24 protein-coding genes and 1 pseudogene are annotated in these 25,230 nt (G+C 62.4%); 11 read left to right on the plus strand and 14 right to left on the minus strand.

The annotated features are described in order from the left end of the window. Nucleotides 1-56: 56 nt before the first annotated feature. Nucleotides 57-836 (minus strand): annotated as a pseudogene (locus tag LY284_RS04885) (putative hydro-lyase); the annotation flags it as partial. Nucleotides 837-1,035: 199 nt separating this feature from the next. Between LY284_RS04885 and LY284_RS04890 the strand changes: the two are divergent. Then, entirely contained in the window at nucleotides 1,036-1,968 is a 933-nt protein-coding gene (locus LY284_RS04890) for a LysR family transcriptional regulator (RefSeq protein ID WP_014191430.1), read from the plus strand. 103 nt (nucleotides 1,969-2,071) lie between these two features. On the opposite strand, the gene LY284_RS04895 is transcribed toward LY284_RS04890, so the two are convergent. After that, the gene (locus LY284_RS04895; RefSeq protein ID WP_014191429.1) at nucleotides 2,072-2,560 is read right to left on the minus strand and encodes an Hcp family type VI secretion system effector; all 489 of its coding nucleotides are present in this window, start codon (nucleotides 2,558-2,560) and stop codon (nucleotides 2,072-2,074) included. A 139-nt stretch (nucleotides 2,561-2,699) separates the two neighbouring features. Further along, a complete protein-coding gene (locus tag LY284_RS04900; protein ID WP_233384738.1) occupies nucleotides 2,700-3,389 on the minus strand; it encodes a TetR/AcrR family transcriptional regulator in 690 nt (229 codons plus the stop codon). Between the two features lie 165 nt (nucleotides 3,390-3,554). Between LY284_RS04900 and LY284_RS04905 the strand changes: the two genes are divergently transcribed. Genes LY284_RS04905 through LY284_RS04935 form a run of 7 tightly spaced genes read left to right on the plus strand, consistent with a single transcriptional unit; the run spans nucleotide 3,555 to nucleotide 11,297 of the window. Further along, nucleotides 3,555-4,829, plus strand: a complete 1,275-nt coding sequence (locus LY284_RS04905) for an alpha/beta hydrolase (protein WP_233384741.1) — start codon at nucleotides 3,555-3,557, stop codon at nucleotides 4,827-4,829. Between the two features lie 36 nt (nucleotides 4,830-4,865). Continuing rightward, nucleotides 4,866-5,729 carry a VOC family protein gene (locus tag LY284_RS04910; RefSeq protein ID WP_233387136.1) on the plus strand — a complete coding sequence of 288 codons (864 nt, stop codon included), beginning with the start codon at nucleotides 4,866-4,868 and terminating at the stop codon, nucleotides 5,727-5,729. Nucleotides 5,730-5,761: 32 nt separating this feature from the next. Continuing rightward, complete coding sequence (locus tag LY284_RS04915) at nucleotides 5,762-7,444, plus strand: AMP-binding protein (RefSeq protein WP_233384743.1); 1,683 nt, start codon at nucleotides 5,762-5,764, stop codon at nucleotides 7,442-7,444. Continuing rightward, entirely contained in the window at nucleotides 7,441-7,917 is a 477-nt protein-coding gene (locus LY284_RS04920; protein ID WP_233384746.1) for a thioesterase family protein, read from the plus strand. The genes LY284_RS04915 and LY284_RS04920 overlap by 4 nt, the downstream gene beginning before the upstream one ends. Further along, complete coding sequence (locus tag LY284_RS04925) at nucleotides 7,914-8,696, plus strand: Asp/Glu racemase (RefSeq protein ID WP_233384748.1); 783 nt, start codon at nucleotides 7,914-7,916, stop codon at nucleotides 8,694-8,696. The genes LY284_RS04920 and LY284_RS04925 overlap by 4 nt, the downstream gene beginning before the upstream one ends. Before the next feature lie 10 nt (nucleotides 8,697-8,706). Next, the gene (locus LY284_RS04930) at nucleotides 8,707-9,858 is read left to right on the plus strand and encodes an FAD-dependent monooxygenase (RefSeq protein WP_233384750.1); all 1,152 of its coding nucleotides are present in this window, start codon (nucleotides 8,707-8,709) and stop codon (nucleotides 9,856-9,858) included. Nucleotides 9,859-9,908: 50 nt separating this feature from the next. Then, nucleotides 9,909-11,297 carry an aromatic acid/H+ symport family MFS transporter gene (locus tag LY284_RS04935; protein WP_233384752.1) on the plus strand — a complete coding sequence of 463 codons (1,389 nt, stop codon included), beginning with the start codon at nucleotides 9,909-9,911 and terminating at the stop codon, nucleotides 11,295-11,297. Between the two features lie 23 nt (nucleotides 11,298-11,320). On the opposite strand, the gene LY284_RS04940 is transcribed toward LY284_RS04935, so the two are convergent. Genes LY284_RS04940 through LY284_RS04960 form a run of 5 tightly spaced genes read right to left on the minus strand, consistent with a single transcriptional unit; the run spans nucleotide 11,321 to nucleotide 17,194 of the window. Then, nucleotides 11,321-12,493 carry a serine hydrolase gene (locus tag LY284_RS04940; protein WP_233384755.1) on the minus strand — a complete coding sequence of 391 codons (1,173 nt, stop codon included), beginning with the start codon at nucleotides 12,491-12,493 and terminating at the stop codon, nucleotides 11,321-11,323. 2 nt (nucleotides 12,494-12,495) lie between these two features. Beyond that, nucleotides 12,496-13,680, minus strand: coding sequence for a serine hydrolase (locus tag LY284_RS04945; protein ID WP_233384757.1), 1,185 nt, complete (start codon nucleotides 13,678-13,680; stop codon nucleotides 12,496-12,498). A 15-nt stretch (nucleotides 13,681-13,695) separates the two neighbouring features. Next, nucleotides 13,696-15,102, minus strand: a complete 1,407-nt coding sequence (gene hydA, locus LY284_RS04950) for a dihydropyrimidinase (protein ID WP_233384759.1) — start codon at nucleotides 15,100-15,102, stop codon at nucleotides 13,696-13,698. An 11-nt stretch (nucleotides 15,103-15,113) separates the two neighbouring features. After that, nucleotides 15,114-15,842, minus strand: a complete 729-nt coding sequence (locus tag LY284_RS04955) for an aspartate/glutamate racemase family protein (RefSeq protein ID WP_233384768.1) — start codon at nucleotides 15,840-15,842, stop codon at nucleotides 15,114-15,116. Between the two features lie 53 nt (nucleotides 15,843-15,895). Next, on the minus strand, nucleotides 15,896-17,194 hold the full coding sequence (locus LY284_RS04960) for an MFS transporter (RefSeq protein ID WP_014191416.1): 1,299 nt from the start codon (nucleotides 17,192-17,194) through the stop codon (nucleotides 15,896-15,898). 171 nt (nucleotides 17,195-17,365) lie between these two features. Here LY284_RS04960 and LY284_RS04965 point away from each other — a divergent pair, with 171 nt between their 5' ends. Next, entirely contained in the window at nucleotides 17,366-18,070 is a 705-nt protein-coding gene (locus LY284_RS04965) for a GntR family transcriptional regulator (protein WP_233384770.1), read from the plus strand. 259 nt (nucleotides 18,071-18,329) lie between these two features. Next, the gene (locus LY284_RS04970) at nucleotides 18,330-18,680 is read left to right on the plus strand and encodes a hypothetical protein (protein ID WP_233384772.1); all 351 of its coding nucleotides are present in this window, start codon (nucleotides 18,330-18,332) and stop codon (nucleotides 18,678-18,680) included. Nucleotides 18,681-18,690: 10 nt separating this feature from the next. Here the strand turns inward: LY284_RS04970 and LY284_RS04975 are convergent, their stop codons facing one another. Together LY284_RS04975 and LY284_RS04980 are read right to left on the minus strand one after the other, a co-directional pair. Continuing rightward, nucleotides 18,691-20,142 (minus strand): ATP-binding protein, encoded by a 1,452-nt coding sequence (locus LY284_RS04975; protein WP_233384779.1) that lies wholly within the window; start codon nucleotides 20,140-20,142, stop codon nucleotides 18,691-18,693. Next, nucleotides 20,139-20,798 (minus strand): response regulator, encoded by a 660-nt coding sequence (locus LY284_RS04980; protein ID WP_233384781.1) that lies wholly within the window; start codon nucleotides 20,796-20,798, stop codon nucleotides 20,139-20,141. The genes LY284_RS04975 and LY284_RS04980 overlap by 4 nt, the downstream gene beginning before the upstream one ends. Nucleotides 20,799-20,942: 144 nt before the next feature. Between LY284_RS04980 and LY284_RS04985 the strand changes: the two genes are divergently transcribed. Further along, nucleotides 20,943-21,476, plus strand: a complete 534-nt coding sequence (locus LY284_RS04985) for a cytochrome b (RefSeq protein ID WP_233384783.1) — start codon at nucleotides 20,943-20,945, stop codon at nucleotides 21,474-21,476. Nucleotides 21,477-21,879: 403 nt separating this feature from the next. On the opposite strand, the gene LY284_RS04990 is transcribed toward LY284_RS04985, so the two are convergent. The 4 genes from LY284_RS04990 to LY284_RS05005 form a co-directional block, all read right to left on the minus strand. Further along, on the minus strand, nucleotides 21,880-22,935 hold the full coding sequence (locus LY284_RS04990) for an IS630 family transposase (protein WP_233384792.1): 1,056 nt from the start codon (nucleotides 22,933-22,935) through the stop codon (nucleotides 21,880-21,882). Nucleotides 22,936-23,166: 231 nt separating this feature from the next. Next, the gene (locus tag LY284_RS04995; protein ID WP_233384794.1) at nucleotides 23,167-23,598 is read right to left on the minus strand and encodes a DUF6691 family protein; all 432 of its coding nucleotides are present in this window, start codon (nucleotides 23,596-23,598) and stop codon (nucleotides 23,167-23,169) included. A 1-nt stretch (nucleotide 23,599) separates the two neighbouring features. After that, nucleotides 23,600-24,034, minus strand: a complete 435-nt coding sequence (locus tag LY284_RS05000; RefSeq protein ID WP_233387138.1) for a YeeE/YedE family protein — start codon at nucleotides 24,032-24,034, stop codon at nucleotides 23,600-23,602. Nucleotides 24,035-24,382: 348 nt separating this feature from the next. Then, on the minus strand, nucleotides 24,383-25,210 hold the full coding sequence (locus LY284_RS05005) for a universal stress protein (RefSeq protein ID WP_233384803.1): 828 nt from the start codon (nucleotides 25,208-25,210) through the stop codon (nucleotides 24,383-24,385). Nucleotides 25,211-25,230 lie beyond the last annotated feature (20 nt).

Here is a 25,230-nt window from a genome sequence, read left to right on the forward strand (position 1 = left end):
GAATTGCCGTGAATGGAGCGCGGCGCCGTGTTAGGCCGCGCGTGCTGCGCAGGCGCTCAGAAGACGGCCAGCGATGCGTTGGTGATGTCGGTCATCAGCATGTGGCCCGGCGCGTGTGCGATGGCGATGGGCAGCTTCGCGCCCATGAGCGCGGTTTGCGGTGTCACGCCGCACGCCCAGTAGACCGGCAGCTCGCCCGGATGGATCGTCACCGCGTCGCCGAACTCGGGGCGCGCGAGATCGGCGATGCCGAGTTCCGCAGGATCGCCGATATGCACGGGCGCGCCGTGCACGCCCGGAAAACGGCTTGTGATTTGCACCGCGCGGATCGCGTCTGCGCCGCGCAGCGGACGCATCGACACGACGAGTTCGCCACCGAACACGCCCGCGCGCTGGTTCGGAATGTCGGTGCGATACATCGGCACGTTGCGGCCTTCTTCGACGTGGCGCAGCCCGATGCCTTCCTTCGCGAGCATGTGCTCGAACGAGAACGAGCAGCCGATGGCGAACACGACGAAGTCGTCCTGCCAGAGCGCTTCGATCGACTCGACGCGTTCGCTCAGTTCGCCGTGACGATAGACGTTGTAGGCGGGCACGTCGGTGCGGATATCGACGTCGCGCCCAAGCACAGGCACGCGAAAATCGCCGGGCTCGCCCACGCCGAGCAGCGGACACGGCTTCGGATTCGCATGACAGAAGCGCAGGAAATCGTGCGCGTGTGCGGCGGGCAGAATCGCCAGATTGGCTTGCGCGTAGTCGCCACAATGGCCGGCTGTGGGGCCGCGGAAGTCACCGTGGCGGACAGCTTTGCGGAATTCAGATGGAGTCATGGTATCGGCGTGCGGTGTGTATGAATTGCAGCGTTAGACGAAGCATAGAAAAGAAGAAAATCTGACGCCAACTAGTTTTATTTGTGCAGAGTGAATAGAATTTATTAACGGAATCGCGGGTTTTCCCGAATCACGTTGAGGTTTTTGGAGCGTTTCCCTTCGTTGTTTTTGCCCCGCATTTGCGTCGCTTTTTGTTTTCCAGCCTATGAACACGCGCTTTCTCGAGACCTTCGTCACGCTTGCCAAGCTGCGCAGCTTCCGCACCACGGCAACGGCGCTGCACGCCACGCCCGCCGCGATATCGCAGCGTCTGAAGGCGCTCGAAGACGAATTGCAGACCACGCTTGTCGATCGCGAGAGCCGCGATTTCCGGCTCACGCCTAACGGCGAATATCTGCTGGGCTACGCGAAGGCCGTCGTGGAAGCGACGCGCCAGTTGCAGGCAGCGGCGTCGCACGAAGGCGCCATGCGCGGCAAGCTGCGGCTCGGCGTGATCGAAACAGTGGTGCATAGCTGGCTCGCCGATTACATGCGACGCCTTTCGACCGACCTTCCGCAACTCGAAGTGGAACTTGCAGTGGACGTGAGCGTGGTATTGCAGCGTCGCCTGATGGCCGGCGAGCTGGATCTGATCATTCGAGTCGAAGGCAGCGACGAGGAAACCGTGGTGTGCGATGCGCTCGCGAACTATCCGGTGCACTGGGTCGCGCGCGCGGGGCTGCTTCCGCTGTCGCGCAGCGGGCTCGCCAAGCGCGTGCTGCGCCATCCGATCCTCACCTTCGGACGCGGCACGGCACCGCATCGCGCGCTGGAGGACATCGTCGGCAAGCTTGCGCTCGCGAACGGCGTGCCGCTCGCGGATACGCGCATTACCGGGTCGCCGTCGATCTCAGTGATTGTGCAACTGGTGCGCGATGGCTTCGGTGTGGCGGCGATCCCTCGTCTGTTCGTCGCGGATCTCATCGCGCGCGGAGAAGTGGTGGAGTTGCCGTTGCAGCCTTCGCCGCCGTCGATCGTGGTGTCGATGTCGCGCCGCGCGGATGCGCCGCTATTCGTGCACGGCGCGGCGAACGCGGCGCGTGCGGCATGTCATGAGTATTGTGAGTCGGGGGATCGGCGCTTGATTGAACGCTTGTAGAACCGGAGCCTCGCTCACGCTCGTTGGGTCTGCGCCTCACCGCAGAATGCATAAGAGCCGCTCTCCAGGAGAAGCGGCTCTTCCATCCACCCTAACCCAATCATCAAGACTTCGGCGCCAACCAGGAATCTTCCGCTTCGATGCCGTCCGGGTCGAAAGTCCACGTGATCTTCTCGTACGTGAACGACACGTCTTCCATATGCCCCATCTGGCGGTTCTCCGGATCGAGCGCATTGGGCGTCCACGACTTCATGTTCGTCAGAATCGCATTCGACAGCTGAACGGTGTAGTACTTCTCCTCCGTGCCCTTCGGCGAGATGCGATAAAACTCCAGCGTCACAACCTTCATCTGCTCGCCCGACGTCAATGCCTGATAAAGCTTCGGCGACGACTTGTCGATTTCCTTCGTCAGCGTCATCGGCAAATGCACACGCTTGCCGGTGGGCAGCCCCGTTTGCGGGCTCTTCGGAATCTCGATGGTGTGATCCACAGCCTGCACGAGGATCTTTCCTTCGTGGCCCGTCACCTTGATGGAGCCTTCGATTTTCCCCTGGTTCTGTCCTTCGAGCGTGAGGTAGCAAGGCATCGGCATGATTGTGTTCTCCGGTTGTTTTGGCGCAGTTCGTTCTGCGCATGGGATGAATTCTGTGCGCGCGCCGTTACGGTCGCGTTTCAGAAAATCGAGCCCAAGTTACCGATGAAACATGGCGCCGCGCCGGATCGCGGCATGATCACTCGTCCGATCCAAGCCGCCGTTCCAGCATGTCGATGTCGTCCCGCAGCAACTGGATCACCGCGCCGACGCTCGGCTCGCGCAGCTGCCGTCCGTTTTCCATCTGCACGGCATGCAGGGCCATGTCGGCGATCTGCTCCGAAATCTGCTCAAGCGAGCGCGGCCCGTCGGGCGAGTACCACCACGCGCTCCAGTTGCACATGCCGATGATCGAGAAAGCCGCGACCTTGGCATCCAGCGCGCGAAATTGTCCCTGCTCGATGCCGAATTCGATCGCGTGCTGAAACTGCTCCAGCACGGCGCGCCGCGCCTGTTCCGCCAGCTCGCGTTGCTGCGGCGGCAGGTTGCCCTCGTTTCTTTCCACCACACGAAACTGCAGCGGATGCGTGAGGATCAATTGCGCATGCCGCAACACCAGATGCCGCAGCATGCCGGCGGGATGCTGCATGTGCCCCGGCACGGCTTCCGACGCCAGTTGACCCGCCGCGCGCGTCACCGTCTCCGTGAGCACTTCGAGAATCGCTTCCTTGCTCTTGAAGTAGTAGTAGAGCGCGGGACGGCTCACGCCGATTGCGTCGGCGATGTCGTTGAAGCTCGTGCCGTCGAAGCCGCGCTCGATGAAAAGGCGCGTCGCCACTTCGAGGATGTTTTCGCGCAAGGCGTCGCTCTTGGTCTGGGTTCGGGTCATACGGCGTTTTCGACGGTTGTGTCAGAACGATCAACACGATAACCCAAACCGGCCTCCTGACAGGGTTCGTCACGCGTCGAATCAACACATCCGTAAAAACCATAACGAAAAATCAACACATAAGTAAAAAGATTCGACTAAGATGTAAAAAAAGGAGATGACTCGATGAACCGAACTGAGCAAACGCGCGCCGGCTCTGGCGGCGCGACCGCAGGATTTCTCAACACGGACTGGAACCCGCGCGAGCTGCCCGCCGGTGTCGGCACGCGTAATGTCGTGTTGCGCACGCAGGACGGCGCCGCGACGAGCGGCTCGCTGTATTCGCCCGGCGCGACGGATACGGTCGTGTGCATCATGCATCCGCGCGAGTTCATGGCGTGCCACTACCTGATTCCGGATATCACTGGCGCGGGCTTTGCGGCGTGGACGCAAGCGCCGCGCTCGGTCGGCAACGACATGCGCCTCGAACACGAGTTCGCGCTCTACGACGTCGCGGCCGGCCTGCGCTTTCTGCGCGACGCGGGCTTCAGGCGAATCGTGCTGCTCGGCAACTCGGGCGGCAGCGGGCTTTACGCGCTCTACGCGCAGCAATCGAACCTCGCGCCGGACGCGCGTATCGAGCGCACGCCGGGCGGACGTCCTACGAAACTCGCCTCGCTCGACATGCCTCTGGCGGATGGCGTGATCTTTGTGGCGCCGCATCCGGGGCAGGGCGCGCTGCTGCAGGGATGCATCGATCCGTCGGTGACGGACGAGAACGATGCGCTCGCCGTCGATGCATCGCTCGACCCGTTCGCGCCGGCCAACGGCTTCAACGCGGCGCCGCATTCGTCGCGCTACGACGCGGCGTTCGTCGCGCGCTATCGCGCGGCGCAGACCGCGCGCGTGGAACGGCTCGACGCCATCGCGCGCAATCTGATCGCCGGGCGCCTCGATGCCCGCGCGCGCGTCAAGTCGGCGGGCGATGCAGCCGATCCGCGCACGCGCCGCCTAGCCGCGCACACGCCGCTGATGACGATCTGGCGCACCGACGCCGATCTGCGCTCGTTCGATCTTTCGCTCGATCCGTCCGACCGCCACTACGGCTCGCTGTGGGGCGCGGACCCGTTCGCGTCGAACTACGGCTCGGTCGGCTTCGCGCGCTGCTGTTCGCCGGAAGCGTGGCTCTCGACGTGGTCGGGCGTGTCGTCGAATGCGCTGTTGTCGAAGACCGCACCGGCGATCGTGCAGCCGTCGCTCGTCGTCGAATACACCGGCGACCAGGCGTGCTTTCCGACCGTCATCGCGGACATCTACGCGAGTCTAGGCTCGGCGGTGAAAACGCATCGTCGCGTGCGCGGCGATCACCACGGCCGCGCGCTCGCCGAGGGCGAGGAGGCGGGCCGCTATGTCGCCGGGCGCATCGTGCGCGACTGGCTGCGCGAAAACTTTCCCCAATGACATCCGCCTGATCCGATACGGAGTACCGACATGAAGATGAGCGACATTCCCGCCGCTGACCTGCGCTTGTGCCTGCGCGGCGTCGATCACACGGCGCGGCCGACCTGGAGACTGAAGGAGACCGTCGAGTTCTATCGCGACGTGCTCGGCCTGCCTCTCATTCACACGATTTCCGCGCGCGGATGGGGCCCCGCGACGCATCCGGATTTCCTTCACTTCTTTTTCGATAGCGGCAACGGCAGCACGATCGCGTTCTTTCATTACCTCGGAAGCCAGGAGCCCGAGGCGCTGAACGGCAGAGCGGCGCATCCGCCGCGTCCCGACGATCACGTATTCGATGCGACGCACACGGCCTGGCTCGTCGATACGCAAGACGAACTGCAGGCGTGGAAGTCGCGACTGGAGGCGCGCGGCGTGGAGGTGTCGGTGGAGACGGCGCACGAGGTGATCGAGTCGATCTACTTTCGCGATCCGAACGGCTATTTCATCGAGATCACACGCAAGCTGCGCGCGCTCGCGCCGCTCGATGCACGCGATGCCGCCGCGACGCTCGAAGCAGCGATCGAGTTGCAGAATGGCGCGACATGTATCGATGAAGTCTGGGCGCGCAAGGCGGCGCGCCTGAGCGAAAGCCGCGCGACGGACGGAAAGACGCTCGAATTATTCGTGCTCAACGTGCCGGAGTTCTCGACGCTGATCGACGCCGCGCGCAAGCTCGACACGTGCCGCGTCGAAGACCAGGGCGATTACACGGTGATCAGCGCCACGGAGCCGGTTTCGTTCGAGCGCCGCGCGCTCGGCCTGAAGCCCGCCGTCTGGTACGGGCTTTTCACCGGCGGACTGAACGGACGCATCGAGTGCTACGACCGCGATGTCGTGCGCATCGCGCCGCGCGTTTGAAACGGCACGTGGACTTGCAGGAGACACCAACCATGAGAGGCATCTTTCATCCGATCGACGGCGTGATCTATTGTCCGCCCGAGCTTGCGCAACGCTATTTCGAATCGGGCGCATGGCCCGACATGACGCTCGGCGACGCGCTGCGCGCCACCGCCGCGCGCATGCCCGAGCGGCCCGCCTACATTTCCGACGAAGCCACCATCACCTTCGCGGAGCTCGACGCGCGCAGCGAGCGGCTCGGCGCGGCCCTCATCGAAACCGGCCTTGTGCCGGGCGATCGCGCGATCTTCCAGATGGGCACGACCATCGACACGGCCGTTGCGCTGATGGGCGCCTACAAGGCGGGCATCGTGCCGGTGTGCGCGGTGCCGCAGTATCGCGAGGTCGAGATCGGCCAGCTTGCGGCGCAGTCCGAACCGCGCGGCTACTTCGTGCAGGCGGATTTCTCCGCGTTCGATCTCGTCGGCTTCGCGCGGCAGATGTTCGGACGGATCGCATCGCTCGAACATCTGGTCGTTGCGCGCGGTAAGGGTGAAGAGGGCGATCACGCGATCGACGCGCTCATCGAGTCGATGCCGCTGGCGCGTGCGCGCGCCCTGCTGGCCGATATCCGCATCGGCAGCGAGGACGTGCTGAGCTTCCAGCTTTCCGGCGGCACGACCGGCGTGCCGAAGATCATCCCGCGCTTTCATGCGGAGTACATCGGCCACGCGCTCGACTGGATGCGGCATATCGGCATGAGCGAGGCGAGCCGCATGATCTGGTCTCTGCCGCTGCTGCATAACGCGGGGCAACTGTATGCGCTCGTCTCGACGGTCGCGGCCGGCACGACGACCGTGCTGATGCCGCGCGTGGACATCGCGCGGATGCTGGAACTCATCGAGACGCATCGGGTGACGCACGGGCTGTCCATCGGACCTGTCGCGCCGCAGATGATCGCGTATCAGGAGATCGCGCGACACGATCTGTCATCGCTGCAACTGTTCGGCACGATGAGCCGCGCCGATTCGCTCGAAGCGCATCTCGGCGTGCCGTGCTTCAACCTGTACGGCACGACCGAAGGGCTGCTGCTCGGCGCAGGACCGGCGCATGCCGCGCGTTTGCGGCACTTCACGCAAGGGCTGTCGGGCAGCGCGGCCGACGAGATCCGCGTGCTGGTGCCGGGCGCCGACGATCCCGCGCCCGACGGCGAGGCGGGCGAGCTGTGCTTTCGCGGACCGTCGAGCCTGCGCGGCTACTTTCGCGCGCCCGAGGCGAGCGCGCAGACGCTGACGTCCGACGGCTTCGTGCGCACCGGCGACATGGTGACGCAAAGGATCATCGACGGCGTGCGTTGCTTCGCGTTCGAAGGGCGGCTGCGCGACAACATCAATCGCGGCGGCGAGAAGATCGGTTGCGAGGAAGTCGAGGCCTATGTGAGCCATCATCCCGCGGTCGCCGACGCGAAGCTCGTCGCCATGCCCGATGCGCTCTACGGCGAGAAGGCCTGCGCCTATCTGATCCTGCGTGCGGACCATGCCGCGCCGACCGTGCGGCAGCTTGCCGATTTTCTCGTCGCGCAGGGGCTCGCGAAGTTCAAGTGTCCGGAGCGCATTGAGATCGTCGACGAGTTTCCGGTGACGCGCGTCGGCAAGGTCGACAAGGCGGCTTTGCGTCACGACGTCGCCGCGCGTCTCGCGGATGAGCATGCCGCGCGTGCCAGGGAGGACGCATGATCTGCACCGAATACGTGGCCGGCACGCAACCGTTCGTCGTGCGCCGCCGCGTGCGCTGGGGCGAGTGCGATCCGGCGGGCGTGGTCTACACGGCGTCGTTTTCCGATTACGTCATCTCGTTCGCCGAGCTGTTCTACGGCTTTCTCTTCGATGGCGCGCCGCAGGCGGTCAAGAATCATCACGGCTTCGGCACGCCGACGCGCGCGCTCGAATTCGACTTCCGCCGCTCGCTCAAACCCGACGAAACCTTCGACGCCACCGTGGAAGTCGATGCGATCCGCACGCGCACGTTCACGCTGGTCATCACCGCGCGCATGGCCGATGGCGAGATCGCGTTCATCGCGCGTCTCACGCCGGTATGCATCCGCCGCGACGCGCGCGAATCGATCGAGATGCCCGCCGTCCTGCGCGACGCGCTCGAAGGATATCGGGCGCGCTGCGCAGAACAACCTTACGCTGGAGAAACGCAATGATGCAGGCAGTGACCCGAACCTATCGAATCGGCCAGATCGTGCCGAGCTCGAACACGACGATGGAAACCGAAATCCCCGCCATGCTGCGCGCGCGGGAAGCGATCTTGCCCGAGCGCTTCACGTTCCATTCGAGCCGCATGCGCATGCATCGCGTCGTCAAGGAAGAACTGGAAGCGATGAATCGCGAGGGCCTGCGCTGCGCGGCCGAACTCGCCGATGCGCGCGTCGACGTGATGAGCACCGCGTGTCTCGTCGCGATCATGGCGATGGGGCCGGGCTATCACCGGCAGGTCGAGGAAGATTTGCGCCGCATCGCGCGCGAGAATCATTGCGAGGCGCCCGTGATGACTTCGGCGGGCGCGCTCGTCGCCGGTCTGAAGGCGATGGGCGCACGCAGGATCGCGCTGATGGCGCCGTACATGAAGCCGCTGACGGCGGCAGTGGTTGCGTATATCGAAGAGGAAGGCATCGAAGTGCTGGATGCGCTTTCGTTCGAGATTCCCGACAACCTCGAAGTCGGCCGACGCGATCCGCTGCAATTGCTCGACGACGTGAAGCGCCTTCGTATCGCGAACGCGGATGCGGTCGTGTTGTCCGCGTGCGTGCAGATGCCGTCGCTCGCGGCGATTCAGACCGCGCAGGACAGGCTTGGCGTGCCGGTGACGTCGACGGCCGTCTGCACGACGCGTCAGATGCTCGATCATCTGGGCCTAGCGCCGATCGTGCCGAATGCCGGCGCGCTGCTCGGCGAGACCGCATTCAATTGTTCTGAATATTAAGGAGTACACCATGAAAATCGCGGTGATCGGCGGCGGCCCCGCCGGACTCTACTTCTCGATGCTGATGAAACAGCGTCATCCCGGCGACGAGATCGTCGTTCATGAGCGCAACGAAGCCGGTGCGACCTACGGCTGGGGCGTCGTGTTCTCCGATGTCGCGCTGAGTTTTCTGAAAGAGGCCGACGAAGCGTTCTTCCGCAGGTTCACGGCGCATCACGAGCGCTGCGACTATATGGAGGTCGTGCATCGCGGCGTGCCGGTGCGGCTGTCGAACAATCATTTCTCGCGCACATCGCGCATCGATTTGCTGACCGTGTTGCGAGAGGCGTGCCGCGATGCGGGCGTCGATGTGCGTTACAACAGTTGCGTGAACGATCCCGCCGCGCTGGACGACTACGATGTCGTCGTCGCCGCCGATGGCGTGAACAGCGAAGTGCGCGCGCGTCTTGCCGAGCACTTCCAGCCGAGTTTCGACGAGCGGCGCAACAAGTTCGCGTGGTACGGCACGACGCGCCTGTTTCATCCGGTGTCGCTGATTTTCCGCGAGACACCGCACGGCGTTTTCATCGCGCATGCGTATCAGTACAGCAAGACGCATTCGACGTTTCTCGTCGAAGTCGATCCGCAGACGTGGCAGCGTTGCGGGCTCGATCACGCGACCGAAAACGAGAGCCGCGCGTTCTGCGAAAACGTCTTCGCCGACGACTTGCAAGGCGAAGCGTTGCTGACCAACCGCTCGCAATGGTTCCAGGCGAAAGTCGTGAGCAATGCGCGCTGGTCGCACGGCAAGGTCGTGCTGCTCGGCGATGCGCTGCGCAGCGTGCATTTCTCGCTCGGCTCGGGCACGCGCATGGCGATGCAGGACGCCATCGCGCTCGCGGAATCGCTCTCGCTTCATCGCGATGATGTTCCCGCTGCCTTCGCCGCCTTCGAGGAAAGCCGAAGGGACGCGTCGAACCGCTTTCAGGATGCGGCGCGCAAGAGTCTCGACTGGTACGAGTCCGTCGATACGCGCATGAATCTCGATCCCGTGAGCTTCGCCTACGACTATATGCGGCGCACCGGGCGAGTCAGCCATGCAGACCTGCGCGAACGCGATCCCGCGTTCATCGAACAGGTGGAAGCCATTGCCGCAGGCAAGGCGCAAGCCGCGCACGCGTGAGCATCACGTCAAGGTCAACGTCAACGTCAACGTCAGGTCAAGGAGACTTCATGGACGCCAACGAATTGCGGCGCGAGCCGGTGAACGTGCGCGACATCATCGACGCGGGGCGCGTGTCGCGCTTTCAGGTGATGATCGGCGTGCTGTGCTTTCTGATCGTCGCGCTGGATGGATTCGATATCGCGATCATCGGCTTCATTGCGCCGCATGTGCGCAGCGACTGGAACCTGTCCGTGATTGCGCTCGGGCCGCTCTTCAGCGCCGGTCTTCTAGGGCTGATGATGGGCGCCTTCCTGAGCGGCCCGCTTGCCGACCGCATCGGGCGGCGCGGCGTGCTGATCCTGTCGGTCGCGTGGTTCGGCGCGGCGTGCCTCGGATCGGCGGCGGCGCCGAACATCGAGTGGCTGGTCGTGCTGCGCTTTCTCACCGGATTCGGACTCGGCGGCGCGATGCCGAACGCGATCACGCTCACATCGGAATTCAGTCCCGAGCGGCGGCGCGGCACCTTGCTGACCTTGATGTTCTGCGGCTTCTCATTAGGCTCCGCGCTCGGCGGTGTGGTGACAGCGTATCTCGTCGCGGAGTTCGGCTGGCGCGGCGTGCTCGTCATCGGCGGACTGCTTCCGTTGATGCTCGTGCCGGTCTTGTGGTTCGCGTTGCCGGAATCGGTGCGCTTTCTCGCGCTCGGCACGGGGAACGAAGCGCGCATCGCGGCGATCCTGAAACGCGTGGCGCCGGATCGCGCGGCCGCCGACACGCGCTATTTCACCTCGGGCGAACGCGCCAGTGCTTCGCCGGTCGCTCGTCTCTTCGATGCGGACTATCGGCGTGGCACGTTGCTGCTGTGGCTCGCGTTCTTCATGAGTTTGTTGCTGCTGTACATGCTGATCAACTGGCTGCCGATACTCGGCGCGAGGGCGGGCCTGTCGCTCAAGCAGGCGTCGGTGTTCGCGGGCCTGCTGCAAGGCGGCGGCGTGCTCGGCGCGATCGTGCTGGGCGTCCTGATCGACCGTTTCGATGCGTACAAGGTCGTGAGCGCGGCGTATCTCGTCGGCGCGGCGGCGGTGGCATCGCTGGCGGCCGCGGGTTCCGCGTGGTGGCTGGCGGCGGGCATCTTCGTGACGGGGTTTTGCGTGAGCGGTTCGCAGGTCTGCGCGAACGTCATCGCGTCCGGCTTCTATCCGACATCGAGCCGGGCGACGGGCGTTGCGTGGGCGCTCGGCGTGGGCCGCATCGGCGCGATCGCCGGATCGTTCGGCGGCGCGTTGATGTTATCGGCGGGCTGGTCCAATGCCGCGCTCTATCTCGTTCTGGCGCTGCCCGCGGGGCTTTCGGCCGCCGGCATCTTCTGCGCGGGCGCCTGCCGTGCGCGAGCGAAACCGCTTTCGCCCGATGCGGACGGCGCGCTCGAGATGCCTCGGGCGGGACTTGGATCGTAGTTGCGCCGACTATATGCGCGGATTCAATACTTTGGCATATCCGTCGGATCAACCTGCGCGCCGGGTATGCCTCGCGTCTGCGCACTGACCGCCAGTTCGCGATCCATCTGCGCGCGAGCTCGCGCGGACGGCTGCGCATGGCTCCGGTTGTCGAGCGCCGGAATCACATAACCGTTCACCATATGCCGGAATTGCTGAAGGTTCTTCGCGTCGCGCAATCCACCATCCACCGACATCACGCTCGTCATCACGATCACGGTGTTGCGCTTCGGCAGCACCGTGATGAATTGCCCCTTGAAGCCCATGGCGTCGAACTCCGGCTCGCTCTGCACGACGTTGTTGATCCACCAGTAATAGCCGAAGTACGGCGCGACCGCGGGCGATGTCATCTTCGCGATCCATTCCTCAGGCACCACCTGGCGGCCCTGCCAGCGGCCATGATCGAGCACGAGCATGCCGATCTTCGCCATGTCGACCGCGCGCAAACGCAAACCCCAACCCGCCGAGACGAGACCCGAGCGGTCGGCGCGTTCCCACGTGGCGTGCTTCATGCCGAGCGGACCGAAAAGCTTCGCCTGCGCGTACCGTTCGACCGGTTCGTGGGCGGCTGCACTCAGCATCGCGGCGGCGAGAATCGGATTGATGTCGGTGTATTCGAACTGCGAGCCGGGCGCGACCTTGGGACTGGTTTCCGCCGCGAGCTTCAACCGATCCGGCGCGGCGTAGTAGATCGGATCGTCCTTCGGCCTGAAGTCGTAATGCAGCCCGCTCGACATCGACAGGAGGTGCTTCAGTTCGACATTGCGCTTGTCGGCGAAATCGGCGCGCAAGTCGGGACGCCACGCGGCGAGGCGGGTCGCGACCGAATCGTCCAGACTGACCTTGCCCTGGGCGATGAGCATGCCCGCGACCATCGACGTGACGGACTTCGTCACGGAGTAAAGCTCGTAGTTCGAATCACGCGATGCGCCCGCGCCATAGCGCTCGAAAATCAGCTTACCGTCTTTCACGACGAGCAGACTGTAGATATCGAGCTTCTCGTCCCGAATCCACCGCGAGAGGCGCACGAGTTCGCGCGAATCGACATTCGCATCTTCGGGCTGCGCCTGCGCGAGCCCGGCTTCGTGCAGCGGCGCTGCCTGCGCGCTCGCAATCGAGATCGCGACGACGCCCGCGAACAGCAAAGGTCTTTTCATGGTCACGTCTCCGGCGTGTCGTTGAATGCGGCTGCCGTGCCGGGCACGCCTTGCGTCTTGTTGCTGCGTTCGAGCTCGTTCTTCAGCGCTTCGGTCTTCGATGCCGTGACGACGGGGCGCGTCGCCGGCGTCAGCGCGGGCAGAATGAAATCGTTGACCATGTGGCGATATCGATTGAGATACGTCGCGTCGCGCAGGCCGCCATCGGTCGGAAGAAGACTCGTCATCACGACCACCGCGTGCTGCTTCGGCAAGACGGTGATGAACTGCCCCTTGAAGCCCATCGCGCCGAATTCAGGCTGGCCCTTCTCGACCACATGCTGAATCCAGCAGTAGTAGCCGTAATCGGCGGCGGCGGGCGAGGGCGTGGTCATCTGCTTGATCCATGCCTGAGGCACGATCTGTTTGCCTTGCCAGCGGCCGTTGTCGAGCATCAGCATGCCGATCTTCGCCATGTCCACGGCGCGCAGCCGCAAGCCCCAGCCGCCCGCTACAGCGCCGGTTTCATCGACGCCGGTCCAGCGGTAATGCGACATGCCGAGCGGCTCGAACAGCCTCTTCTGTGCAAAACGGTCCTCGCGTTCGTGCGCGGCCACGCTGACGGCCGTGCCGACGAGCACCGGATTCACGTCGATGTAATCGAAGTCGGTGCCGGGCGTCTTCGCCGCACGCGCCGTCACGGCCACGCGCAGGCGATCCGGGGCGCCGTAGTAAAGCGGATCGGTCCCTTCGCGCGTCTGATAACTGAGGCCGCTCGACATCGACATCAAATGACGCAGTTCTATGTCCTGCTTGTCCGCGAGTTGCGATGCGAGATCGGGTCGCGCCCTGGCGATGAGCGGCGCGACCTTCATCGACGGGTTCAGCTTGCCTTCGCCTTCGAGCACACCGACGAGCAGCGACGTGATGGTCTTCGTGACCGAATACAGCTCGTAGTTGTTGTCGCGCGTGAGACCGTCGCCATATCGTTCGAACACGATCTTGCCGTCCTTCACGACGACGAGACTGCGCACATCCATCTTGTCCGCACGCATCCATGCCGACATGCGCACGAGCGGCGCGGAATCGACGCCGATGGATTCGGGCACGACCGTCGGCATGTCCTTATCCGCCGCGTGCGCCGCGTGCGCCGCGTGCGCCGTGATGCACAACATCGCCGCTGTCAGCGATAACAAACGTAGCTTCATCGCATGCTCCTGATGTCATTCGAGATTAGGCTTCCCCGCGGGCAGGAACCGTCCGCGTCCGGCTTTCACGTCGAGGAGCCTGCCGTCTTCGACGAGCAGTTCGCCGCGCGAGAAGCAATGGCGCGGCCATCCCGTGACTTCGAGCCCTTCGTACGGCGTGTAATCGACCGCGTGATGCAGCGTCGAATTGGCGATGGTCACGCGCTTTTCCGGGTCCCACACGACGATATCCGCATCCGCGCCGACCGCGATGGTGCCTTTCCTCGGATAGAGGCCGTAGAGCTTCGCTGGCGCAAGCGCGGTGAGATCGACGAACTGATGCAGCGAGATGCGCCCTTCCTTCACGCCCTTGAAAAGCAGCGGCAAACGCGTTTCGAGACCGGGAATCCCGTTCGGAATGTGATCGAACGATACTTCCTTGCCGCCATGCTTCTTGCCTTGCGGATCGTCATAAGAGAAGGGCGCATGATCGGACGACACGAGCGAGAACACGCCCTGGCGCAACGCTTTCCAAACCGCGTTCTGATTCGCCGGGTCGCGCGGCGGCGGGCTGCAAACGCACTTCGCGCCTTCATATTCGCCGTGCCCGAGATCGTCGGCGGTCAGGTACATGTATTGAGGGCACGTCTCAGCGAGAATCGGCAGTCCGCGCGACTGGCCCCAGCGAATCTGCTCGATCGCATCCGCGCCGGATACGTGCACGATGAGTATCGGCACATCGACCAGTTCCGCGAATGCGATCGCGCGATGCGTCGCTTCACGTTCGACGACAGCCGGCCGCGCGAGCGCATGTGCGTGCGGCGCGTGCAGGCCCTTGCCCAACAATCGCTCGGTGAGCCAGCCGATGCAGTCGGAGTTCTCCGCATGCACCATCACGAGCGCGCCATGCTCGCGCGCGACGGTGAGCACGTCGAGCATCTGACGGTCGTTCAGCTTGAGATCGTCGTAAGTCATATAGACCTTGAACGACGTGTAGCCGCTTTTGATCAGACGCGGCAGTTCTTCCGCGAGCACGTGCGGTGTCGGATCGGCGACGATCAGATGAAAGCCGTAATCGATCATCGCGCGTCCCTCGGCGCGGCCGTGATAGTCGTCGACAGCGGCTTGCAGCGATTGCCCCTTTGCCTGCGCGGCGAACGGGATCACCGTCGTCGTGCCGCCGCACAATGCGGAGCGCGTGCCGGTGAGAAAGTCGTCGGCCATGCGCAGGCCATCGGGCATCGGCTGATCGAGATGACAGTGGCCGTCGACGCCGCCCGGCAGCACCAGCATCCCGCTCGCGTCGAGTTCGCGCGGCGCGCCCGGCAGGCCTTGCCCGAGCATCGCCACGCGGCCGTCGCGAATGCCGATGTCGCACGAAAAGCGGTCCGACGCAGTGACGACGTCGGCGTGACGAATCACGAAATCGAGATCGTTCGACATGGCATGTCCCTTTAGACGACGTCGCTGAAGAGACGCCCCCAGCCCTTCACGTTGCGCGTGTCGTAGTCGGCGAGTTGCAGCGATTTCCATACGACCGTCGTGATGGTGTCGTAGATCGGAATGCCGGTTTCTTCTTCGAGCTCGGGCACGAGATGCGCGGCGTTCAGGTTCGTGCAGAAGATGGAAATCGCGCGCGGCTTGTCCTTCGCCACTTCGCGCACCATGCGGCGAATTTCGTCAGGCTGCACTTCCGAGAACGAGAAGTTGACCTTCAGATTCAGATGCCGCTCCGCGATGCAGTCGAGGCCCTCGCTGCGATAGTTCGAGATGATCTTCTCCTGCACGTCGTCGAGGTAAGGCGTGACGAGGCCGAACTCGCGCGCATCGGTCTTCTTCAGTACTTCGTTCAGCGCGAGAACCGAAGTCGTCGCCGGAATGCCCGTCGCTTCCGTGATGCGGCGGCACAGGCGCTCGTCGGCTTCGAAGCCGAGCCAGCCCGACGACGTGCCGTTCCATGCGATCACGTCGACTTTGGCATCGGCGAGCAACTGCGCCGCCTGCAGGATCTTCGAGTCGTCGAACTGGCCGAGCGCGTGATCCGCGAGCGAGATCTCCGTCACCGGAAAGCGCGCGAAATGCGCGGACACGCCGGGCAAGCCCGAAACCATCGCGCTCGTGAGCGGTTCGAGCGACGTGTTGGACGAAGGCGTGAGCATGCCGAGCAAGGTGCGTTTTTTCATCGTGATATCTCTGGTGTGAATTGAGCGAAGCGTTGCTGCATTGGCGATTCCGCTTACACGGGAATCTTCTTTTCGTAATCGATGGCGCTGGAGCACAGCAGCAAGCCGACGCCGGCCGCCGCGAAGAACATCAGCGCGAGAAAGTAGGAGTGCGTGAACTGCACGATCGCGCCGACGATGATCGGCACCGCAATGCCGCCAATGTTGCCGCCGAGATTCATGAAGCCGCCGAGAAAGCCGATCTTGTTGCGCGTGCCGAGCGACGACGGAATGCACCAGTAGAGACCGCACCAGCGCAGGAAGAAGAGCGTCGAAGAGAGCAGGGCGACGACCGCCACGGCATTCGTCACATACGCCACCGAGAAGATCGACACCGTTGCGATGACCGCCGCGATGCTGAAGAGCGTGCGCATCACGACATTCGGACGTCCGCCGGCCGCCTTCCATTTGTCCGCGATCCATCCGCCGATCAGCTCGCCGACGAAGCCGCTGAAGAAGATGATGAAACTCGAACCGCCCATCTGCTTGATGTCGAAGCCGTGAACCATGTGAAGGTAGTTGGGCATCCACGTGAGCAGGCCGTAGAACACACTGTTGAAGCACATCCAGCCGAAAAACATGCACCACACCGAGCGGTACTTGAAGAAGTCGCGTGAGCGGCCGGAGAGTGACGACGGTTCGGCGGCGGCGTCGCGGGCGTGCGATTCCTCGATATACGCAGCTTCGAGTTCGTTGACGCCCGGATGCTCGCGAGGGGTATTGCGCACGTAGGACCAAGCGAGGATGCCCGCGAGCACCGTGCCGATGCCCGCCACCGCGAACGCGAGCCGCCACGAGCCGAGCATGGCGATGAGGCCGGTGATCAGGATCGCCCCCAGCGCCGCGCCGAGCGGTGCGCCGCCGTCGAGCAGCGTGGCGCCGCGGCCGCGCTCGGTCTGCGTCATCCAGATCGCGTTGAGCTTGCCGCCCGCCGGGTAGATCGGCGCTTCGGATGCGCCAAGCCCGAGGCGCGTGAGCAGCAGGCTCGGCGCGTTCGTGCAGACCGCCGCGATGGCCTGGAAAAAGCCCCAGAAGACGGTCGCGGAGGCGATCACGATGCGCGGCTTGAAGCGGTCGGCGAGCATGCCGCCGGGAATCTGCATGACCGCATAAGTCCAGAAGAACGACGAGAGGATGAGGCCCTCCATCGCCGGACCGATGTCGAACTCTTTCGAAATGAGCGGCATCGCGACCGACAGCGACGCGCGGTCGATGTAGTTGATCGCGATGAGGCTCAGCATGACGACGAAAATCTTCCAGCGGACGGTGGACTTGCCCACCGTCATTGCGGCAACACCGGATGTTGAAGACATGAACGGGCTCCTGGATAGGCGGATGTTTTCGTGACGTCGCGCAACGTTGGACAGAGTATAGGATTAGAAATTTATAATTACAAACAGTGTAAACGCTTGGTTTTATTGAAATTTGACTGGCACGATCTCGGTGCAGGGTTTTCACCAACTTCGTGATAAGCTTGCACTACGATGAACCAGACGACCAAGAATCCCCTTCTCTTGCGCACCCGCGGCATGGCTGCGGAGATCGCCGCGCGCCTGCGCGTCATGATCGACGAGGGCGAACTGCCGCCCGGCGCGCGCATCGACGAAAAGGAACTGAGCACGGCCTTCGACGTTTCGAAGACGCCATTGCGCGAGGCGCTGAAGGTGCTGACCTCGGAGGGGCGGGTGACGCATCGGCAATACATCGGCTATCGCGTGGCCGAAATCGACCTCGACGATCTCGTCGCGACGTTCGAACTGCTGCATGGCCTCGAAGCGATGGCGGGTGAACTGGTGAGCCAGCGCATCACGGATAACGAAGTCGCGGCGATCGCGGCCCGGCATCGGCGCATGGTCGAATATCACCAGGCCGGCAAGCGGCTCGAATACTTCAAGCTGAATCAGCAGATCCACCAGGCGATCATCGACGCCGCGGCCAATCCGGTGCTCGCGGGCGTGTATTCGACGCTCATGTCGAAGGTGCATCGTGCGCGCGGCGCGGCCAACGCGGATACCTTGCGTTGGGCGGAGTCCGCGAGCGAGCACGAGGCGATTCTTGCCGCGCTCGAAGATCCTGCGCATCGCGATTTGCCGCGAATTCTGCGTGAGCATTCGGAGAACACGGCGCGCGAGGTGCTGGAGGTGTTGATGCGCTCGCAGGAGGACCCGGTTTCGGGCAGGACGGCATGACCTGCCGGTGGACTCACCCGCGCTAAAAAGAGCCGCTTCCACGAAGAAGCGGCTTCAGACTGCTGACCAACCCCACGTTTTCTCGACGTGGGGTTTTCTTTTTCAACTGAAGGCGATTTGAGCGCTCGGTGCATCGACGCGCACTTGTCTGTGAGTCCTCATATCCCGCCACCCTTTTAAGCTTTGCTTCAGCTTCGATTCCCTAGCATTCATTCTGCGAAGTCCATGTTGCGACGTGCGTTGATGAGAGGAGTCGAAAATGAGCATGAGTCGCACTACCGTTGATATGCTGCGCGCCTATCTTATGACCGCTTCTATTGTGGCGGTCTGTATCAACGGAGGCATTGTGATTGCGGTTTTAATCTTTCACATGTCCGACACTATCTTTGAAGGCTCCTTGTTCCGACTTATCGCGGTATGCAGTCTCGCCGTGTCCATCATGGCAGTCAGGCATCGAGCAATGCGAGCGTTTCGGCGAGCCCTCGAATGTCAGAATGTCTTCGACGCAGGCTTCGGCCGCCCCGTGCTCGTCGATAGCAGTTGTCCCTCACTTGCACTCGTGATTCTCTATCTTCGTCTGGCCCGCAAGGAATTTGTCATTCGACCTTAGGTAAAGGGCGTCACGCCACTGCTGTGCGGTCGTTGCGAGCAGACGTGTTGCTTGAAGAGTCCGGCAGATTGCTGGAGCTTGGGGCGACGGGGAACGTGACCCAAACCCCAAGCCCTTGTCCGTTGAGTCCGGTGTCGAGCCTCATCTCGCTTCCGCATCGACTTGCAATACGGGAAACGATAGACAGGCCCAATCCGCTGCCACTTGCTGTCGCAGACGAGCCCCTGAAGAATCGGTCGGTCAGGCGGTTCATCTCCTCGGGACTTACGCCAGGGCCATCATCACGAACTGTCAAACGAACCGATTGCGCATCCATGCCCAGATTGAAATCGACCATCCCTCCGGTCTTGCCATACTTGATCGCATTGTCGAGCAGATTGTCGACTAGCACCCGTAGGAGAACTCGGTCCGCGTAGACTTCCGCTCGTTCGTCGCCCGAGATTCGCAAACTTATCGACTTGTCATGGGCCGCCTGCCGTCTGAAGGCTATCGCCTCAGCAACAACATCGCGAATCGCGAGCTTTGACAACTTGATCCCGGCCTCCTCATCGAGACGCGCGAGCAACAGCAATTGCTCGACGAGACGAGCGCTCCGGTCTACCCCAAGGACCACCCGCTCAAGCGCCAGACGTTGTTGAGCAGCATCGTCCGAAGCCATGGCGACCTGGGCCTGCACTTTGATGGCGGCAAGGGGCGTCTTCAGTTCATGCGCTGCATCGGCGGTGAAAGTCCGCTCTCGAGCGAGCGACATGCGTAGACGCTCGAGGAGGCCGTTCGTGGCCGCCACGACCGCGCTAAATTCCCTCGGCGACCGCGCAATTTCAATAGGGCGAAGATTCCGGCCGTCTCGAGCCTGTACTGCCTTCGAGAGCGACGCAAGGGGGCGCAGGCTAAACCCGATGCTAAACCAGACCAAAGCCATCATGATGGGAAGGATGAGGAGGACGGGTCGTGCGATGCGTGCCGCCACGCCGCTTACAAGGTCGCTCTCTTCGTTGACGGGCTCCATGAGGCTGATGGTTCTCCCGCTTTGGGCGTCGCGAGCGGTGTATCGCAGCCACCTTCCGTTTCCCGCATCGACCTCCGTGATTCCGTTAGTAGGATAGGCGGCGACGTCGCTAACGGGAAAATCGCTGCTTCTAGCGATCGTACCGCCATCCGGCCCGATCACATGAACGTGCACAAACCGGTCGCCGTAATCAGAATCATGTTCAACGGAACGAGCATGATCGGGAATCTCGTTACGAGCATCGATACCATGCGCTGCCAACTTTGCCAGATCGTCGGCGTCAAGTCGGGAAAGCAACGGAACAAGCTGAATCAGTCGCGTTTCATCCCACTGGGTCACTTCATGACGCGCCGCGTGGAAGCTCCATATAAACATTGCGACCCACGAGAGCCCGACACTCAACAGAACAAGCGACATCAAACGGTTTCGAATCGACGGCTGTCTCGAGTTCATGGTTTCTCCATCACGTAACCCACTCCACGAATGGTTCGAATTGCGTCCATGCCGATTTTCTTTCTGAGCCCAGAGATATAGACCTCGATGGCGTTGCTTTCCACCTCCTCATTCCAGCCGTAGATGCTTTCCTCGATTTTGGCCTTGCGTTGCGGTTCGCCGACGTGCACGAGCAGGTGAACCAGTACGCTGAATTCGCGTGAGGTGAGTGGGAGGAGCGCATCACCCTTCATGACGGTCATCGCCGCCGGATCCACGGTCAGGTCGTGCCATACGAGCTTCTCTGCGGCGCGGTTCTGCGAGCGCCTCATCAACGCGCGACAGCGCGCGATGACCTCGCCGAGATCGAAAGGCTTTCCGACATAGTCGTCGGCGCCGGCGTCCAGTCCCGCTATGCGGTCCTCGGCGGTGTCCCGCGCTGTCAGGACGAGAACGGGTACGAGGTTGCCTTCTGCCCGCAACTGAGCGAGCAAACTCGTTCCCGTAAGACCGGGCAGTCCCAAGTCGAGCACAACCATGTCGTAGTGTGTCGTCGACAACGCAAGTTTGGCGTGGCGTCCGTCTTTCGCCCAATCGATCGCGAATGTTGCATTGCGCAGACCTGCTTCAAGGCCGCTGCCAATAAGGTCATCGTCTTCAACCAACAGGATGCGCATGTTCGTTCCACCAGGTCTGCAACCAGGATTTCCGTCGGTAGTCTAAGGGGTTAGTCTTTCAAAGCAGGAACAGGCCTTTAAGGTTGTCCTCAGGTCGGCCGCGCTAATATCGGCGCCTTCGCCTTTATAGGAGTCGGACGCAAAGTGGTTGAGAATCATTCGCAGAGTTACGTGTACAGTCCGGTCGCCCGTGTACTCCACTGGCTTATCGCCGGTCTCATTCTGGCTCAATTCATCATCGGTTGGACGATGCCGGACGTGCATCGCGATACGTTGCCGACTGGCGAGATAGCCTGGCACTTGAGCGTGGGTGCGGCGATTGTCGCAGCCATGGTACTTCGAATCATCTGGCGCGTCACCCATGCGCCGGAACCGGCCAGGCTCTCGCCCACACTGATGTTCGCATCAAAAGCGACTCACCTGCTTCTGTACGGCTTGCTTCTTGCGGTGCCGCTTGCGGGATGGGCAAATGCGTCGGCACGTGGCTGGATGGTGAACCTATTCGGCATGCTGCCTTTTCCGGCGCTTGCGGCGAAAGGTTCATCCGTTGGAATGGCGCTGGGGGACATTCACAGCGTGCTCGCGTGGGTATTGTTTGCGGTAATTGCTCTGCATATCGCTGCCGCCTTCTTTCACCGCTTTGTATTGCGTGACTCCGTGCTTCGACGCATGCTCTGATTCTGATTGAGGTTCAAAAGGGCACAGTCGACGTAGCCGGGCCGACAGGTTCGGCAGTTGTGCAATCCGATTTCTGAGTTTGGGCGGCCAGTCGAATGATCTTGCTCACTCGCGGCTTCCGATAACCCATCGCTTCGCAAGCGTTCGCGAGCAGCGTTCGCGCCATCTACGTCGTATCGCAGATCCTCTCACAGACGGGTTATTGACCTCGTTCAAGTCACGGACAGTGGGCCAGCATTTCGCCGCTTGCAGCAATCGCATCGTTTGCCCGCTGCCTACTGCTTCTTCGTTGACCAGCGTCAAGGGAAGGTCGGTGCAGACCTGTAGCCTCGTGTGCACGATGACTGCACACGCTCTGTTCGTTGTCGAATGGCGCGTCCAGGGAGGAGATATGAAAAGGCTTCTAGTGGCCTGTAACGATTGAAACGGGAGTAATTCGACGTGTTGGGTCAAAGTACTTCCACTTTACGGGTTTGGGTTGCTCGTTGTATTTGCGGATGTAGCGCATGAGCTTTCGCTTGAGATCGGGTACCGAGGTGAACACGCCGCGCGAGATCACGTCACGCTCGATCTTGGCGAACCATAACTCCACCTGGTTGAGCCAGGACGAATAGGTCGGGGTGAAGTGCATATGAACTTGCGGGTGCTCGCTGAGAAACGCATCGACCTGCCGGGTCTTGTGCGCCGAGAGGTTGTCGGCAATGACATGAATTTCTTTGCCGCGGGGTTGGTTGGCCACGAGGTCGCTCAGGAACGCTACGAACTCGGCCGAGGTATGCCGCGTTGCCGTCTTGCCGAGGACTTCGCCAGTCTTTGTATTGAAGGCGGCGTACAGCGAAAGCGTGCCGTGTCTGAGGTACTCGAAGCCGTGACGCTCGGCGCGTCCCGGCGACAGGGGTAGCACAGGGTCTTTGCGATCGAGCGCCTGAATGGCAGTCTTCTCGTCGACGCTGAATACGGCCGCATGCTGCGGCGGGTTGAGATACAGCCCGATGACATCGGCCGCCTTGGTCTCGAAGTCCGGGTCATTGGAGGCAAGGTAGCCCTCCAGCCGATGCGGCTTGATGCCGTGTTTGGCCCAGATGCGGGCCACAGTCATGTGCGAGATGTCGCCGCCGAGTTCGGCCGCGAGCTTGCGCGTGGACCAGTGCGTGGAGCCGTCCGCGGGCGTGTGCCTGGTCGTACGCGCAAGCACTCGTGCTTCCACGCGATCGGTCACCTTGTAGCGTTCGCGCCCGGTGTGACGAGCGAACAAGCCCGCCAACCGCTCCGCAGCGAAGCGCTTGCTCCAGCGATCGATGTAGCTGTCGCTGCAATCGAGCTTGGCTCTGATCTCCGACCAGGTCAGCCCGTCAGCGAGCAGCAAGATCAGGCGAGCGCGACGTGCCGAATCCGCTCGCACGGTCCTCGCACTGGCTCGCCGCTGCAGTTCCATGATTTCGCTTTCGGTCAAGTTCATCGCGTCCTCCCAAGACGCAATGATACTTCCCATTTAAACGTTACAGTCCACTAGTTGCGCTGACTGTCGGTGTCGCATTGACATTCCCCGTCCTGCACGCTGCTTCCAAGGACACAAGTGCGGCGCAAGTATGGTCGGTTTCATTGGATGAAACTTCCGCGTAGTCAGACTGAGCTTGATTGCGCCATCTCCGTAAGACAGGCGGCGACGCTCAAGTAAATGCATAGCATCTTAGGCCCGCTGCCGCGTCAGCTTCGCGCGCTCGATGAACTCGAACACCATCATGCCGCCCAGCATCGCGCCCACAAAGCCCCACGCCTTCGGAAAGCCGGCGCCCATTGCGACCAGTGCGGGCCCCGGGCAGAATCCTGCAAGCCCCCAGCCAACGCCGAACACCGCGCTTCCCAGCACAAGTCTCAACGTCACGGAGGTACCGGCAGGAATCTGCATGGGCAGACCCAGCAGCGATATTTTGCGGCGCTTTGCAAACAGGAACGCGATAGAGCCGACCGCTATCGCCCCTGCCATCACGAATGCAAGTGACGGGTCCCATCGTCCCGCGAGGTCGAGAAATCCCAGCACCTTCGCTGGATTGGCCATGCCGGAGACCATCAGACCGACGCCAAACAGAAGCCCGGACATTAAAGCTGCGAGCAAGCCCATTTCAACCTCCCAGCAGATGTCGGGACACGAATACGGTCAGAAAACCACTTGCCATAAACGTTGCCGTTGCGATAAGTGACCGGATGGATCCCCGCGAGATGCCGCAAACACCATGACCGCTTGTGCAACCGCTTGCGTAACGCGTGCCGATGCCAACGAGAAAGCCTGCGACAAGTACTACGCCCCACCCAGCCTGAATATCCGGCGCGACCGGGTTTCCGAGCAGACTTGCCAGCACAGGTGCTCCAATTAGCCCCGCAAGAAAAGCGACACGCCAACCCGCATCTTTCTGCGGCGCGCCCAGCAGGCCACCGAGAATGCCGCTGATGCCGGCGATACGTCCGTTTAACAAAACAAGCACGGCAGCCGCAGCGCCAATCACCGCGCCGCCAGTCATCGACAGGACGGGCGTGAAACTCGCGATATCAATCGACATGGCCATCTCCGCATCTTCATTGGGCACATTCATGACCGCGAGCGCTTCTGTGCTCGCGATGGAATGAAGGATACTTTTTCCTTCCCGGCGTGTCTCGACAAGCGCGTTGGTTCGCGCTGCGTGAAAAGCAGAAAGTCTTAATCCAGGTCAATCAGCCACGGTGCTCTCGGTCATAACCTGAACGCTCGGACCAACACTCGTGAGCTGATGCAATGAGCAAGATTCTGGGGTTAGTCGGTATCGCCGTGCTGATTGTGATTATTATCGGAGTCGCGGTCCTTGAGTACACGATCTGGAAAAACGCCGACTGACAAGACATCGCTGATATCCGCAGGCCTAAGGCCGTTTTCAGTGCGACAGCAGAACCGGCAGCGTCGAAGTCTCCAGCAGAGTGCGCGTGACTCCGCCAAGCACCTGTTCGAGTCCGCGCGAGTGGGCATAGGCACCCGCGACAAGCACGTCGGCGTGCACGCTGTTCGCTCTATCGATCAACGTCATCCCCGTGTTTTCGCCGCGAAGGCGGGGCGTCGATGAAAAGCTCGCACGCACGCCTTGACGCTCGAGATAGGCGGCGATCTCGATGCCCGCGGGCGCTTGCTCGTTCCGGTTGCGCTCGACGGTCATGACCTCGACGAAACGCGCGCCACGCAGGATGGGCAGCGCGTCAGCGACGGCGCGAGCGGCTTCCCGACTGTCGTCCCACGCGATGGCCACATTCTCGCCGAGCGTCCCGATATCGCCAGCGCGCGGTACGAGCAGCACCGGGCGGCCAGAAGCGAACACGATGTTCTCTACAAAGTGTCGGGCGATGAAGGCCTCGGGATCGTCGGCGTCGTCCTGTCCGAGTACGATCACATCGGCATGGCGGCCATGCAACGTAGCCGCATCGTGCACGGAGCCGGTCGGCGCACGCCATTCCCCGATGACGCCGGCTAGCTGTGCTGCGTGCTCGAACGCCGCACGTGCGTTGTCGCGAGAGATCCGAAGCGTCTCTTCACGTGCAAGGCGCACCAGCGGCTCGTCCGGGTCGAACAGGTGATGACCCAGATCCTGACACACCAGGTAGAGCCCGACGACATGGCCGTCGAAACGACGAGCGATATCCAACGCCAAGCGCGTGCGCGTCTCGCAACGGCGGCTGTCGTCCAGATGCACAAGAATGGTTTTCCAGTTCATGATGCCGTTTCCCTCGAAAA

Source organism: Caballeronia sp. PC1 (assembly GCF_021353155.1).
GTDB classification, from domain to species: Bacteria; Pseudomonadota; Gammaproteobacteria; order Burkholderiales; family Burkholderiaceae; genus Caballeronia; species Caballeronia cordobensis.